The following is a 15,110-nucleotide window of genomic DNA, read 5'->3' on the forward strand; positions in this document are numbered from 1 at the left end:
AACAAATCCGATACATGCGCCAAAATCCAGGGTGTGCCAGTATCCATGCGGATAATCCTCTTTTCCATATCACAATCGCACTTTCGCAACTACAATCCTCACTTGTATGGAACAAAAGTTATTTTGCTCATGAAATGGCTGCAGACGCTCTGGTCCCTGTTTTTTAATGCTGGTTACAAATGGTCGCAAGACAATTGCCAGCGTTTTGCCGCTTCGCTATCTTATTACACGGTATTCAGTCTGGCACCTTTGCTGGTCATTATTGTAGCGGTTGTCGGCCTGGTATATGAAGGCGATGCACGCCTGCGGCTGGTTGAGCAGGTGCAGGGCATCCTGGGGCCGCAGATTGCCCAGGTGGTCAACAGCCTCATCGTGTCAGCATCGCGGCCTTTCCAGAGTATTTTTGCCTCATTCATTGCGTTATTCATTTTCTTGATTGGCGCCACCGGTGTGCTGGTGGAACTGCGTTACGCGCTCAATACCGTCTGGGGTTTTGCACAGGAAAAAGAAGACCCGCCCACCATCTGGACCCAGATCCTGCGCATCATTCTGGTCAGGCTCTTTACACTGCTGATGGTGGTGCTGATCGGCTTTCTGATCCTGGCCTCGCTCTTTATTTCCACCTATTTTTCTGTCGCCAACGCCTGGCTGGTCGCCCATACACCCGGTATCTTTCCGGTATCTCGTTTCCTGGATCCGTTGTTTACCATCACTACCACCACATTCTTTTTCTATATTGTGATGATGTGGCTGCCGGCGCACCGGCCACCACGGCGCTGCATATTGCCGGGGGCGTTTGTTGCAGCAGTGCTGTTTCATGTTGGAAAAGCGCTGATGAGCTTTTACCTGGCACGTGCCGTTGCTGCGTCGGTCTATGGTGCCGCCAGTTCTGTGGTGCTGCTGATGCTGTGGGTCTACTTCTCCGCATCCATTTTTCTCTATGGTGCAGAACTGGCCGCCAGCATTCAGATGCGCAGGCTGGAAAAGGCCAAAAACAAGCTGGCTGCCGCATTACCGCAGCAGAATTCAGTCGCACCAGAAACAGCAGATGCCAAAGCGCCTGCTGACGCTGGCGAGCAACGCCAGCCGTAACCGCATAACCAACCGTTTACCCTGCTAGGCGTCCTGCGCGGCCTGCATCTGCTGTAATGCGGCCAGCACCTGTTCTGGCATCACTCCTTCGGGGTATTCGAAGTCTGCCTTGAACTGTGCCAATGCTGCCTGCGGATCTTTTTTGAACAGCGCCACTCGCTGACCGGCATCCCGCCCCGAAGGCAATCCCTTGCTTTGCAGCAGCAACTGGCCTTTGCCGTTATCAGCCACCAGTTTGAAGTAAAACAGGCCGTCGTTTTCGCGGTACTGTTTAAAAACCGCAACCGCCTGCACCGTTGGCAATGCATCCTGCGCGTCATCTGCGGCTGTTTTTGTCGGCTTGAGCAGTGACCGCAATCCCACCGCCTCGCGCAACTGCGCCAGCAGCGGCGTGGCAATCTGGCGGGCACGCTTGCTGCCTTCAATCAAAATATCTTCAATCTGTGCCGGATTGGCCATCAACTGTTCATACCGGGCGCGCATCGGCCCGATTTCCTGCTCCACACGTTCAAACAATATACGCTTGGCTTCACCCCACGCAATGCCATCGACATAGGCCTGCCGCATAGCCTGGGTTTCGGCCTCAGTGGCAAACGCCTGGTAAATCTCAAACAGCGCCGAGCCTTCCGTGCTTTTTGGTTCTCCGGGTGCTTTGGCATCGGTCACAATGCTGTTGATCAAACGGCGCATTTCATCAGACGCAGAGAACAGCGGAATGGTATTGTTATAGCTCTTGCTCATCTTGCGCCCATCCAGCCCTGGCAAAGTCGCTACCTGTTCGTCAATCTGGGCTTCAGGCAGCACCAGCAGATCGGCACCATAGTAATAATTAAAACGCTCGGCAATATCGCGCGCCATTTCCACGTGCTGGATCTGGTCACGCCCGACCGGCACAAAATTGCTTTTGAACATCAGAATATCGGCCGCCATCAGCACCGGGTACATATACAGCCCGGCGCTCACGCCGGCATCCGGGTCTTCCCCGGATTCATTATTTTTATCCACCGCCGCCTTGTAGGCGTGTGCTCGGTTCAGCAGCCCCTTGCTGGTCACACACGTCAGCACCCAGTTCAGTTGGGGAATTTCAGGAATATCAGACTGGCGATAAAAAGTCACATGTTCCGGGTCCAGCCCCGCAGCCAGCCAGGTTGCGGCAATTTCCAGTGTCGAGCGGTGGATGCGATCGGGTTGACCACAGCATTTGATCAATGCATGCAAATCCGCCAGAAAATAAAAACTGTCGACATCTTTTTGCCTGCTGGCCAGAATGGCTGGGCGAATCGCCCCCAGATAATTGCCCAGGTGCGGTGTGCCGCTGGGCGTAATACCGGTAAGTACCCGTGTATGCATCTTCTTATTCAACCTTTAACGCTTAAGACAAATTCAAAATTACGAAAGCAACCAGATCAGCGGCGAATGAATCCACCACACGGCTTTCATGCCGAACTGGACCAGCGGCCATATCCAGTAATTGGAAATAAAACCGGTGAACAGCAGTGCAATCACGATCAGAAACCCGAACGGTTCTATCTGGGCAAAAGGGCGGGCAAGGTTATAAGGCAGCAGCCCGGTGACAATGCGCCCGCCATCCAGCGGCGGAATCGGAAACAGATTCAGCATGCACAGCACCAGATTCACTGCTATCCCTGCAAATGCCATACTCTCAAAAAAGTTGCCCGCAGCGCCCAGACCCGGAGTATGAATACTTATGGCATCAAGGGCAATATATAAGAAAGCCCAGATAATCGCCTGCACAAAATTCGACATCGGGCCAGCCAGCGCCACCCAAATCATGTCGCGCTTGGGGTTGCGCAGATAGGCCATGTTCACCGGCACCGGCTTGGCATAACCAAAAGCAAACTGCCCATTGGTTGAAATCAGCAGAAACAAAGGCAGCAAAACAGTCCCGATCGGGTCAATATGCCGCAAAGGATTCAGGCTCAGCCGCCCCTGCGCTGCTGCTGTCATATCACCAAAGCGGCGCGCCACATAACCGTGTGCCGCTTCATGCACCGTGATAGCAAACAACACCGGAATTGCATATACCGCAATTGAACGGATTAAATCAACTATGTCTTTATCCATTTAACGCCCGTTTTCATCAATCCAAAAATATCACCATCCTGCATCGTTTTTTTGCAGGTATATCAGTCATCCAACTGCAAACCCAGCTGCGCCGGATCGCCCAGCCCGCGGCGCACCAGCACCGGGTCCCCCTGACTCAGATCAATCACGGTACTCGGTTCACTCGGGCAGGCGCCGGCATCCAGCACCGCCTGAATCTGGTGGGCAAACTGCTCGGCAATCTCCTGCGCATCGTTCAAGGCATCGGTCTCACCAGGAGGAATCAGCGTGGTCGCCAACAGGGGCTCGCCCATTTCATCCAGCAGGGCCTGGGTGACGCGCATCCCCGGCACACGCAAACCGATGGTACGCCGCTGCGGATGACTGACCCGGCGCGGCACATCTTTGGTTGCTTCCAGAATAAAGGTAAATGGCCCTGGTGTCCCCAATTTCAACAGGCGATACTGCCGGTTATCCACTTTGGCATAAGATGCCAGTTGCGACAGATCGGCACACAACAGCGAAAACGGATGCTGTTTGGCATCCAGTCCGCGAATCTGGCGCATGTGATCCACTGCGTTTTTGTCATCCAACTGGCATACCAGCGCATAGCTGGTATCGGTCGGAATGGCCAGCACATCACCGTCGCGCAGCATCTGCACGGCCTGGCGAATCAGCCTGGGCTGCGGATCCTGTGGGTGAATATAAATATGTAAAGCCATGGTGTGTCAACAATACTTCTGCGCGGCCCGAAGGTGCCTGCTCAAATCTCAAATCAATGCATAACCGGTTATTGTGCCTGATTCTGTTCAAATCAGGGAATCTACTGCAAATTAAATCAGATGTGCGTACTGCTTTGTCCTTAACCTATGTATAAAACAGTGCCATGGCACTCCACCGCACTCTCTGAAAGCCCCCTGTTGCAGACAAATATCCCATGCCACTTGACTGCCTCTAAAATGAGCCCATTCAATCGCCCATTGTGATGCAACTCACTTTATGTCAAGACGCCGGTTTCTCTCCATTCTGATCGCCCTGGTCTGCTGCTGTGCACTGTTTATTGCATATCACCTGAAGACCCGCCTGACCATTGAAGAAGTCAGAGCCAACTCATGGGTACCCGGTACCTGTCGTATCACATCCTGTCTGGGCGACGTCAGCTTTGACTTTGCCGAATGCAACCTCAAAGACGATGGCTATATTTACCATCACGAACAGCCGGTTGCCCAGTTTCTGCACGCGTACATGCCAATTTTCAAAGAATCTGCCCCCAGAACAGGGGGAAGCCTCAAACTCCTGAATCTGCAAACCCGTGAAGTATGCAGCTATGATTCAACCAGTTAGCCCAAAGCTCGCACGCGCACAGAGCTCGCTTTGAAAAGAATCAGTACAGAATACGGTCAGCCAGATGCGCCCAGACAGGTTCCACTGTTGAGCCTAACAAGGGCAAAGCACCCAGATCAATGCGGCTTTCTTCCGGGGAATGAAAATCCGACCCCCGGGAAGCCAGCAGATGAAAATCCTTGGCTACCTGCGCATATTTTTGCGCATCTGCAGGCGTATGGCTGCCTGTGATAACTTCAACCCCCTGCCCGCCCAGCGCGCAGAACTCTGTGAACAACGCATGTTCCTCACTGGCTCTCAAGCGTTTATAACGCCCCGGGTGGGCAATGATCGCCATGCCACCGGCACCATGAATCCACGCCACTGCCTCCTCTAGCGTGGCCCATTCGTGCGCCACATAGCCCGGCTTTCCCTCTGTCAGATACCTGCGGAACACTTCCCCGGTGTCTTTGCACACGCCTTTTTCAACCAGAAAACGCGCAAAATGCGTACGGGAAATCAAATCGCGGTTGCCTACATATTGAAGCGCGCCTTCAAAAGCCCCTTCAATTCCGGCCTTTGCCAGGCTTTCACCCATTTCCTGCGCACGCTGCAAACGGCCTGACCTGATTTTCTTCAACCCGTCTACCAGTGTCTGGTTACAAGGGTCCATCCCCATCCCGACAATATGCACAGTTTCTTTGGCAAAAGATACAGAGAGCTCTGCACCAGCCAAAAACGGCAATCCCAGGCCATGCGCAGCAACCGCTGCACGCTCGATGCCGCTGACTTCATCATGATCGGTCAAGGCCCATAACTGCACACCATTGGCTTTGGCCCGCTGCGCCAGCTCTTCGGGTGTGAGCGTTCCATCAGAAATGGTTGAGTGGCAATGCAGATCGGCATTGAGCGTTATATCAAGAGAAAGTGAATGGGCCATGATGACTGTATTGTAAAAGGAATCCGCTTACGCCCTTGGCGCAGCAACTGCTTCCATTTATATAACATAGGGGCATTGCTGCTCTGACACTTCTGACTGCTGTGATCATGATACATACCGTGTAACTTACGCCACATCAGGCACTGTCATGCGCCCGCAAAGCTTTCCCTGATATTTAATTTGTCATAGAATGACGCCAAGTTCAATAGCGGAGACCCTGACAATGGGCAATGGTTCGAGTGACAGTAGTTGTCCGGCAAATAAAGCCGGCATCGCATCGGCCAGATAATTCGCAGCATTTCAACCTGCTGCCACAGTTATCTGGTAGATAACGGGACAGCAGCGTATCAATACGATCGTACATGATCGCTATCTGTTTTTATTTCAACTGACCTGCTTTTTATAAAAGGCAGGTAACGGTTCAGGTCTGAATATACCTGTGCATCAGACTGTATTTATCGTGGAGCCTGATACGGCTTTGCGCATCAATACAGATGATGCCGCTTCTGCGGCATATTCAATGTTACCTGGCTGAATACATTTTTAAGGGAGGCCTCATGTACCGGACAGACAGACCCGATTCTGTATCCTATGACATCCGTTCATGGGGCGCCCGTTTCTATGCCGTGAGCCAACAGCATAGAACATCACAGGCTCACATACTGGACTTTGACCTGTCGCTCAAGCCACCTTCGTGCCGCTGCAGAACCGGTTGCCACAGATAGAAAAGCACTGCTGCTTTTCATCCAGCTGACCGAAGATCATCTCGTGCAGGCCGGCAAATTCGCATTCTGCTTGATGCAGTGAAACCGCCGTTGCAATCTGCACGCTCATCGCAAATTGATAACCACTGAAATGTCTGAATACTTCGGACAGGCCCTGCCATGGCCTGTTGATTCTGTATCGGACACAGGAGGGCACACCCATGAAAATGAAAAGATTTATCCTCAGTGTATTCCCGCGCCGCATTGTGCGCCATTTCCGCCGGCTGCTGATTCTGGACACATTGCCTAAAACCGGGCTGAACCGCGAGGTCCCGGCCGGTCTGAGTCAAAAACTCCAATCCGTCGCGGCTAGCGATAAAGATACCCTGTTGCAGCAATACGGGTCGGGTCAGCAGGGACTGTCCCAGACACAGGTAACACAACTCAGGGAGCAGTTTGGCCTGAACGAAGTCGAGCATGACAAGCCATTGCCCTGGTGGACACACCTGTGGCTGTCGTATCGCAACCCGTTTAATCTGCTGCTGACGCTGCTGGCCATCATTTCGTTTCTCACGGACGACATGACGGCAACCGTCATCATCGCCACCATGGTTGCACTTTCAACATGGCTGCGCTTTGTGCAGGAGGCACGCGCCAACAAAGCCGCAGATAAGCTGAAAGCCATGGTCAGCAATACCGCGACTGTGATACGCCAAAAGCAGCAAGAAGAAACCACCTCTTCACAAACACCCCTGAGCCTGGGATCCATGGCTTTGCAGCAGGAAGTCCCAATACGGGAGCTGGTTCCCGGCGACATCATTGCCCTTTCTGCCGGCGACATGGTCCCCGCGGATTGCCGGCTGTTGAGTGCAAAAGATCTGTTTGTTGCCCAAGCCGCGATGACAGGCGAATCCATGCCGGTCGAAAAGTATGATCACCTGACCCATGCCCAAACGCTGAACCCGCTGGAACTGAGCAACATTGTATTCATGGGTACCAACGTAGTCTCGGGGACTGCCAGAGCCATTGTTCTGTCCACCGGAGACCGGACCTATTTTGGCGAGCTTGCCCAAAGGGTCACGGCAACCGACCGTGCGCCCACATCTTTTCAGATCGGCGTTAACAAAGTCAGTTGGCTATTGATCCGCTTCATGCTGGTCATGGTTCCTCTGGTGCTGTTCATTAACGGCTTTACCAAAGGCGACTGGGTAGAGGCACTGCTGTTCGCCCTGTCTGTTGCGGTAGGGTTGACGCCTGAAATGCTGCCGATGGTTGCCACCGCCACACTGGCCAAAGGTGCGGTCACCATGTCACGCAAGAAAGTCATTGTCAAACGGCTGGATGCCATTCAGAATTTCGGCGCAATGGATGTGCTGTGCACCGATAAAACCGGAACACTGACACAGGACAAAATCGTGCTTGAGCGGCACTTGGATGTCCATGGCAACCCCTGTGAATACACGCTGCAACTGGCCTACCTGAACAGCTATTACCAAAGTGGCCTGAAAAACCTGCTGGATGTGGCAGTGCTTGAGCACGGACAAACCGTCCAAGCTGATGACACCCGAATGGCATATCAGAAAGTTGACGAAATTCCGTTTGACTTTGAGCGCCGCCGTATGACAGTTGTGGTACAGACGCCGGATGACGCCCACCTGCTCATCACCAAAGGGGCCGTCGAAGAAATTTTGGCCGTCTGCACAAGCATCCGGCGCAATGGTGTCATCACCGCCCTTGACGAGCAGACACTCTGGAACATCAGGCAGACCTGCGCAGATCTGAATGAAGAAGGCATGCGCGTGGTTGCTGTTGCCACCAAAACCACCCGCGAGTGGCAGGACACCTACAGCCGGATGGATGAGAAAGACATGGTGCTGGAAGGTTACCTGGCATTTCTCGACCCGCCCAAAGACAGCGCGGTTCAGGCCATCAGGGCACTGACCGAGCATGGCATTACCGTGAAGGTACTCACCGGGGACAATGAACTGGTAGCCGAAAAAGTCTGCCACGATGTCGGCCTGCAGTTCAACGCTGAAGATATCCTGTGCGGCTCCGTCATTGAGCGTCTTGACGATGCACAACTGTCCAGGCTGGTCGAAAAAACCACTGTATTTGCGCGCCTGACGCCATCGCACAAAGCCCGTATTGTCCGCTTATTGAAAGAAAACGGACACGTCGTCGGCTTTATGGGAGATGGCATCAACGATGCCGCCGCGCTGCGCACAGCAGACATTGGCATTTCGGTAGACACGGGTGTGGACATTGCCAAAGAAGCGGCAGACATCATCATGCTCGAAAAAAGCCTGATGGTGCTGGAAGAAGGCGTGCGCGAAGGCCGCCGTACATTCTCCAACCTGCTCAAATACATCAAGATGACTGCCAGCTCCAATTTTGGCAATGTATTTTCCGTGCTGGTTGCCAGCGCCTTTATCCCGTTCCTGCCGATGCTGCCAATTCACCTGCTCATTCAGAACCTGCTGTACGACACCTCGCAGGCAGCCATTCCATTTGACAACGTGGATGAAGAACTGCTGAAAAAGCCGCAGCACTGGAAGCCTGCGGAAATCGGGCGTTTTATGATCTTTTTCGGGCCGATCAGTTCTATTTTCGACATCCTGACCTTTGCCATGATGTGGTTTGTTTTTGCAGCCAATACACCCGAAAACCAATCCCTTTTCCAGTCGGGCTGGTTTGTCGTCGGGCTGCTCACGCAAACTTTGATCGTGCACATGATCCGCACGCCGAAAATACCTTTTATCCAAAGCCGTGCCGCTGTGCCACTGCTCATCATGACCGCTGTCATTATGGCAGTTGGCATCTGGCTGCCGATGGGGCCGCTGGCCGGCTACCTCAAGCTGCAGGCACTGCCGCCGCTGTATTTCGTTTTTCTGCCACTGATCCTGCTGGGTTACATGCTTTTAACCCAGGCGCTTAAAGGCATTTACATCCGCCGCTATGGCTGGTAGCAAAAAAGGAGAGCATCATGCAAACCATTCACAACTTCAACCCGGCTGCATTGCTATCATCCTTCTTGGCTCTGGCAGCCGCTTTTATCCTGGGGAGCCTTGTCGGGTTTGAACGCCAGTACAGGCAACGCACAGCCGGCCTGCGCACCAATGCGCTGGTCGCGCTGGGGTCCGCCATTTTTGTCAGCCTGGCAGGCAGTATCGGCAACGATGAGGGAACCACCCGGGTCATTGCCTATGTGGTTTCAGGCATTGGCTTTTTGGGCGCTGGCGTCATCATGCGTGAGGGCAGCGGCGTGCGTGGCATCAACACCGCGGCAACCCTTTGGGGAACCGCAGCCATCGGCGCTTGTGCAGGGGCCGGCAAAATTGCCGAAGCCATCATGGCAACGCTGTTTGTGCTGGCGGCCAATACACTGCTGCGCCCGATTGTCAATGCACTCAACGAAAAACCATTGGACAACGAATCGGCTGAAGTCACGCACATGATTTCCGTCATCTGTGACAAAGCCCATCAGAAACCCGTTATGGCCATGCTGGACGCAGAACTGGAGCGCAACAGTTTTCCGGCGAAAGACTGGCATGTCAATGCATTCAGCGACAGCGAGGTGGAAATAAAAACCACATTGGTCGCCACGTCCGTTCAGGGTGAGCGGCTGGACAGCATCATGCAGCGCATGGGCGGTACCAGTTACGTGCATCAGGCATTCTGGAGCCCGAGCACCACCACCTAAGATGCATCACGTTGTGTCACCGCATCTCACAGCAGGGTTTAAAACACCCTGCTTTTTTACTGCGCTGCGGTTTTAAATAACGCGTTGCCAATAAGGCACTACACTTTGGGTTGCTGCAAAAAAACCAGCCCTTGAATGGAAGGCACAGAAGCATGCACTGTATTTTGTGCACGGTAATCCAGCGCCATGCCGGTACTCAGCACAATCACCACCATGATTGAAAATGCAAACACTTTCTTCGCCCAAGCCTTATGGTCCGACACGTCAAACCCTTTGAGTGCCAGATAAAACCAGATGACTCCCACAACAGAGACGCATACCAGATACGCATACCCGGTATACCCCAGCAGCGAAAGCAGGGCCGCAGCCACGGTAAACAGCACAATGTAGATAGCAATCTGCCACTTGGCATTGGTAATGCCACGCACCAGCGGCAGCACAGGCAGTTGTGCCCGCGCATAGTCACCCTGCCGGAAGATCGCAATGGCATAAGAATGCGGCATCTGCCACAGGCTGAACATCACAAACAGTATCACCGCCGCCAGATCAAACTGCCCTGACACGGCGCAGTAACCAATCACCGGCGGAAATGCCCCTGAAAAGCTGCCAATGAATGTGCCATGAACCGAGTGGCGCTTGAAGTACAGGCTGTAAGCCCCGACATAAATCAGCAGCCCTAAAACAGCGCACACCGCCGCCAGCCGGGTAGCTTGGGTATAAAGCAGCCCCAGCCCAACCACACCTAAAACACTGGCATACACCAGCGCAGCCCGGGGGGTAATTTCACCCCTGACCAAAGCGCGGTTGCGCGTACGCTCCATACGGCTGTCAATATCGCGGTCAATGTAATTGTTCAGCACACAGCCACAGGCAATCACACACGCCACGCCCAACAGGGTTGCCAGCAATACCCCCAGTTGTACATGGCCTTGCGCTGCCAGCAGCGCGCCGCCCATGACAGAAACCAGGTTACCAAAAATGATGCCCGGTTTGGTAAGCTGCAGATAGCTCTTAATATGAGCTGGTCGCTGCAGGGACAGTGTGGCTTTGTTGTATGACATGATTCATATCCGGATGCATATTGGCATGCAGGTGATGCATGACCCATAAAGAACCGCCCAGCAAAATGGCAATGGTCAGTATGGTGAAGATAAACGAGGTACGGTTCCACCACTGGTCGGAAGACCCCATGTGCATAAAGCAGATCAACTGCACCAGAATCTGCGCCACTGCACACACGGCAATCAGCACCATCAATGCGGTACGGCCCAGGCCGAAATGGCCGTCAGCCATCAGCGCACCAAATGCCAGCAAGGTCAGCGCAATCGAAATCACCAGCCCGATAGCATATGACTTGACACTGCCGTGGCCGGCGCCGGTATGGGGATCAATTGTTGAATGACTCATCTTTTTTTCCTATCACGCAACGGGCAGCTTGCCCATCAGGTACACCACAGTGAACACACAAATCCAGACAATGTCCAGAAAGTGCCAGAACAGGCTCAGGCATGTCAGCCGCACCGTGGTTCTGGCGTTAATGCCCCATTTGCTCACCTGCACCAGCATTACCAGTATCCACACCAGCCCCACCGTCACGTGGATACCATGGGTGCCCACCAGTGTAAAGAACGCCGAAAGAAAAGCGCTGCGGCTCGGGCCATAGCCTTCTGTCACCAGGTGGTGAAACTCATACACCTCCATCCCGACAAAGCATGCGCCCAATGCAAAAGTCACCAGCAGCCACATTTTGACCTGGGCAATCTGTTTGCGGCTGAGCGCCAGCATAGCAAAACCAAATGTGCAGCTGCTCACCAGCAGCAAAAAGGTTTCCACCAGCACAAACCCAAGCTGAAAAATATCGTGCGTGCCCGGACCATCGACCACATTGCCATGCAGCACCACATAGGCAATGAAAAGCCCACCAAACAAAATCAGGTCGGTCATCAGGTACAGCCAGAACCCGAAAACAGTTTTATCACTCTGATCGTGATGCTCGTGCGCCCCGGCATGGGCAACATGAGCCTCTTGTGAAGTCATCGTTGTTGTAGTCATAAACCTTATACCTTTATCCCCTGCTGTTCGGCCTGTGCCAGTTTTTCCTGGAATGCCTTCTCTGTACGGGCCACTTCGTCTGCGGGAATGTAGTAGTCTGTATCGGTATTGAACGTATGCACCACATATGAAATGATCATGCCCGCCAGCCCCACAATCGCCAGCCACCAGATATGCCAGGTCATCGCAAAACCAAATGCCGTACCTAACACCAGCCCGATGATCAGCCCCACACCGGTATTGCGCGGCATGTGAATCGGTTCATAATGCTCGCTGAACTGGTGCGCCTTGCCTTTTTGTTTATCTTCCCAGAACTGGTCCAGTCCGTGCACTTCAGGCAGTTTGGCAAAGTTATACACCGGTGGCGGTGAAGAGGTTGCCCACTCCAACGTACGCCCATCCCAAGGATCGCCCGTGAGATCCAGATTTTTCTTGCGCTCCAGAATGCCAACCAGAATAGACAGCACCGTGCACACAATGCCCAGCAGTATCAGCACGGCTCCAATGGAGGCAATGATCAGCGGCAGCTGCCAGTCCGGGTTATCGTAGCGGTACAGGCGCCGTGTCATGCCCATGAAGCCCAGCACATACAGCGGCATGAAGGCCACATAAAAACCTGTCAGCCAGAACCAGAATGCGCGCTTGCCCCATTTTTCACTGAGTTTGAAACCAAACGCTTTCGGGAACCAGTACACCACACCCGCCAGATAGCCAAATACAACGCCGCCAATGATGGTGTTATGAAAGTGCGCCACCAGGAACAGGCTGTTGTGCACCAGGAAATCTGCCGGTGGCACTGCCATCAGCACGCCGGTCATGCCGCCAATGGCAAATGTCACCAGAAAACCAATGGTCCACAGCATCGGTACCGAAAACCGGATACGTCCGCGATACATGGTGAACAGCCAGTTGAACATCTTTACACCGGTTGGCACGGCAATGATCATCGTCATGATGCCAAAGAACGCATTGACGTTGGCCCCAGCGCCCATGGTGAAGAAATGGTGCACCCACACCACGGTGGACAGCACCGCAATCGACACCGTTGCCCACACCATGGTCTTATAGCCAAACAATGCTTTGCGGGCAAACGTGGCCACCACTTCCGAGTAAATACCAAACGCCGGCAACACCAGAATATAAACTTCCGGGTGACCCCAGGTCCAGATCATGTTCACATACAGCATCGGATCGCCGCCACCTGCATTGGTGAAAAAGTGCATGTCCAGATAACGATCCAGACTCAGCAGCAGCAGAGATACCGTCAGCATCGGGAACGTTGCCACAATCATCAGCGAGGCAATCAGCACCGTCCAGGTGAAAATCGGCATTTGCATCAGCTTCATGCCAGGGGTACGGCATTTGAAAATCGTCACCAGGAAATTCACCCCGGTCAGCAACGACCCCAGCCCCGATAACTGCAGCCCCCAGATGTAATAATCCACCCCCACATCCGGACTGAACTCCAGCCCCGACTGCGGCGGATACGCCAGCCAGCCGGTTTTGGCATATTCGCCGATAAACATCGACACCATGATCAGCACCACGCCGGAACACAGCAGCCAAAAGCTCAGGTTATTCAGGAACGGGAACGCCACATCGCGTGCGCCGATCTGTAACGGCACAATCAGGTTCATCAACCCGGTCAGCAAGGCCATTGCCATGAAAAAGATCATGATCACGCCATGCGCGGTAAAAATCTGGTCGTAATGGTGTGCCGGCAGATAACCCGGATCGGGCGCACTGGCGGCCGCATACCCCATGGCCTGCTGGGCCCGCATCATGATGGCATCGGCAAAGCCCCGCACCAGCATCAGAATCGCCACAATACAGTACATGACACCGATTTTTTTATGGTCGGTGGTGGTCAACCAGTTCTTCCACAGCCAGCCCCACTTGCCGTAATAAGTCATCAGCCCCATCACAGCAATACCGCCTAAAATCACAAACCCCATCACCACCATGATGATGGGTTCATGCAGAGGAATTGCCTCTAAACTTAATTTGCCAAACATATCCATGCCCCGTTTTTAAAATTGCTGCATATGGTTGTTGTGCATCATCTGCGCCTCATCCCCAGATGTCATCACATGCCCGGCATGGTTCATGGTGCGCTTGGAATTGTACTGATGCATGATCTGCTGGAACAGCCCCGGTTTCACCTGCGAAAAATACGCCACCGGATCAAACTTGCTGTCCTGTGCCAGCTGGCTGTAACGTATGTCATCCAATGACTGCCCTTCACTGCGGACTTTCTCGACCCAGGCATCAAACGCATTTCTGTCTTCAGTGGCTACCGCTGTGAAATGCATCCCGGCAAAACCGGCCCCGCTGTAGTTGGAAGACATGCCGCGGAAAGTCCCCGTTTCATGCGCCATCAGATGCAACTGGGTCTGCATGCCGGCCATGGCATAAATCTGCCCGCCCAGTTGGGGAATGAAAAACGAATTCATCGGCGCATCGGAAGTGATGCGGAAATTCACCGGCACATCTTTGGGAAAATAAATTTCATTAACCGTGGCAATCCCCTGCTCAGGGTAAATGAACAGCCACTTCCAATTCAGCGCCACGGCCTGAATCGTGACCGGCTTTTCCTCTGAGGCCAGCGGCTTGTACGGGTCCAGGTCGTGCGACCCCCGATACGCCAGATAAGCCAGAAAAATAATGATGACAATGGGAATGCCCCAGACAAAAAACTCGATCTTGGTCGAGTGCGTAAAGCCCGGGTCATATTTGGCCTTTTCATTGCCCTCGCGGTAATGGTAAGCAAACCATACCGACATGATGATGACAGGAATCACAACAATCAGCATTGCGACGAATGCCATGATGATGATGTTACGCTCTGCAATACCCACCGGGCCCTTTGAATCAAACAGAACCAATTTGCTGCATCCGGTTAACGCGAACGTCGCCCACAGAAACAACAACCAGCGACAAAACCTGGTTTTCTTCATCTGATACCTCAGTTGAATTATTAGGGGGTCAGATTGAGTCTGGCCTCAACCCATCTCATTTTTAATACTTTTAGTGTCAATGCCTGAGTTGGTTTGTTCAAAAACACAAACAGCAGCAAATGCTGACACGAAAGCGAGTGTATCACTAGGGTATTTGCATCGTGCAGGGGTTTTACCCTATTTGACAAGCGTTCCAAAGTGATCGCAACGAAAAACTGCTCAAATATCAACAACTTCAGATAAAAATAATTTTTATTTCAGTTGCAGAAAATAAAGGC

At 53.1% G+C, this 15,110-nt stretch carries 14 protein-coding genes; 4 read left to right on the forward strand and 10 right to left on the reverse strand.

Features of this window, described 5'->3' with window-relative positions; genetic code table 11:
* Nucleotides 1-129: 129 nt before the first annotated feature.
* Nucleotides 130-1,092 (forward strand): YihY/virulence factor BrkB family protein, encoded by a 963-nt coding sequence (locus tag AACY98_RS12020; RefSeq protein ID WP_339805323.1) that lies wholly within the window; start codon nt 130-132, stop codon nt 1,090-1,092.
* 24 nt (nt 1,093-1,116) lie between these two features.
* On the opposite strand, the gene AACY98_RS12025 is transcribed toward AACY98_RS12020, so the two are convergent.
* From AACY98_RS12025 to AACY98_RS12035, 3 genes are all read right to left on the reverse strand, one after another.
* Nucleotides 1,117-2,442: a tryptophan--tRNA ligase gene (locus AACY98_RS12025; protein ID WP_339805325.1), complete on the reverse strand. Its 1,326-nt coding sequence runs from the start codon at nt 2,440-2,442 to the stop codon at nt 1,117-1,119.
* A 39-nt stretch (nt 2,443-2,481) separates the two neighbouring features.
* Entirely contained in the window at nt 2,482-3,177 is a 696-nt protein-coding gene (locus tag AACY98_RS12030) for a site-2 protease family protein (RefSeq protein ID WP_339805328.1), read from the reverse strand.
* A gap of 62 nt (nt 3,178-3,239) precedes the next feature.
* On the reverse strand, nt 3,240-3,878 hold the full coding sequence (locus AACY98_RS12035) for an L-threonylcarbamoyladenylate synthase (RefSeq protein WP_339805330.1): 639 nt from the start codon (nt 3,876-3,878) through the stop codon (nt 3,240-3,242).
* Nucleotides 3,879-4,155: 277 nt separating this feature from the next.
* Here AACY98_RS12035 and AACY98_RS12040 point away from each other — a divergent pair, with 277 nt between their 5' ends.
* Complete coding sequence (locus AACY98_RS12040) at nt 4,156-4,500, forward strand: hypothetical protein (protein ID WP_339805332.1); 345 nt, start codon at nt 4,156-4,158, stop codon at nt 4,498-4,500.
* Between the two features lie 40 nt (nt 4,501-4,540).
* On the opposite strand, the gene AACY98_RS12045 is transcribed toward AACY98_RS12040, so the two are convergent.
* Entirely contained in the window at nt 4,541-5,419 is an 879-nt protein-coding gene (locus tag AACY98_RS12045) for a 3',5'-nucleoside bisphosphate phosphatase (RefSeq protein WP_339805334.1), read from the reverse strand.
* A gap of 681 nt (nt 5,420-6,100) precedes the next feature.
* The gene (locus AACY98_RS12050) at nt 6,101-6,253 is read right to left on the reverse strand and encodes a hypothetical protein (protein WP_339805336.1); all 153 of its coding nucleotides are present in this window, start codon (nt 6,251-6,253) and stop codon (nt 6,101-6,103) included.
* Between the two features lie 91 nt (nt 6,254-6,344).
* Here AACY98_RS12050 and mgtA point away from each other — a divergent pair, with 91 nt between their 5' ends.
* Entirely contained in the window at nt 6,345-9,089 is a 2,745-nt protein-coding gene (gene mgtA / locus AACY98_RS12055; RefSeq protein WP_339805339.1) for a magnesium-translocating P-type ATPase, read from the forward strand.
* Between the two features lie 17 nt (nt 9,090-9,106).
* Nucleotides 9,107-9,823, forward strand: a complete 717-nt coding sequence (locus AACY98_RS12060) for an MgtC/SapB family protein (RefSeq protein ID WP_339805341.1) — start codon at nt 9,107-9,109, stop codon at nt 9,821-9,823.
* A gap of 98 nt (nt 9,824-9,921) precedes the next feature.
* Here the strand turns inward: AACY98_RS12060 and cyoE are convergent, their stop codons facing one another.
* Genes cyoE through cyoA form a run of 5 tightly spaced genes read right to left on the reverse strand, consistent with a single transcriptional unit; the run spans nt 9,922 to nt 14,832 of the window.
* Nucleotides 9,922-10,884, reverse strand: a complete 963-nt coding sequence (cyoE, locus tag AACY98_RS12065; protein WP_339805343.1) for a heme o synthase — start codon at nt 10,882-10,884, stop codon at nt 9,922-9,924.
* Nucleotides 10,835-11,230, reverse strand: a complete 396-nt coding sequence (gene cyoD, locus AACY98_RS12070) for a cytochrome o ubiquinol oxidase subunit IV (protein ID WP_339805345.1) — start codon at nt 11,228-11,230, stop codon at nt 10,835-10,837. Before cyoD ends, cyoE begins: the two co-directional genes overlap by 50 nt.
* 12 nt (nt 11,231-11,242) lie before the next feature.
* A complete protein-coding gene (cyoC, locus tag AACY98_RS12075) occupies nt 11,243-11,875 on the reverse strand; it encodes a cytochrome o ubiquinol oxidase subunit III (protein ID WP_423817568.1) in 633 nt (210 codons plus the stop codon).
* A gap of 5 nt (nt 11,876-11,880) precedes the next feature.
* Complete coding sequence (cyoB, locus tag AACY98_RS12080) at nt 11,881-13,890, reverse strand: cytochrome o ubiquinol oxidase subunit I (RefSeq protein ID WP_339805347.1); 2,010 nt, start codon at nt 13,888-13,890, stop codon at nt 11,881-11,883.
* 15 nt (nt 13,891-13,905) lie between these two features.
* Nucleotides 13,906-14,832, reverse strand: a complete 927-nt coding sequence (gene cyoA / locus AACY98_RS12085; protein ID WP_126979211.1) for a ubiquinol oxidase subunit II — start codon at nt 14,830-14,832, stop codon at nt 13,906-13,908.
* Nucleotides 14,833-15,110 lie beyond the last annotated feature (278 nt).

This window comes from Saezia sanguinis, from assembly GCF_963921665.1.
Lineage (GTDB): Bacteria > Pseudomonadota > Gammaproteobacteria > Burkholderiales > Burkholderiaceae_C > Saezia > Saezia sanguinis.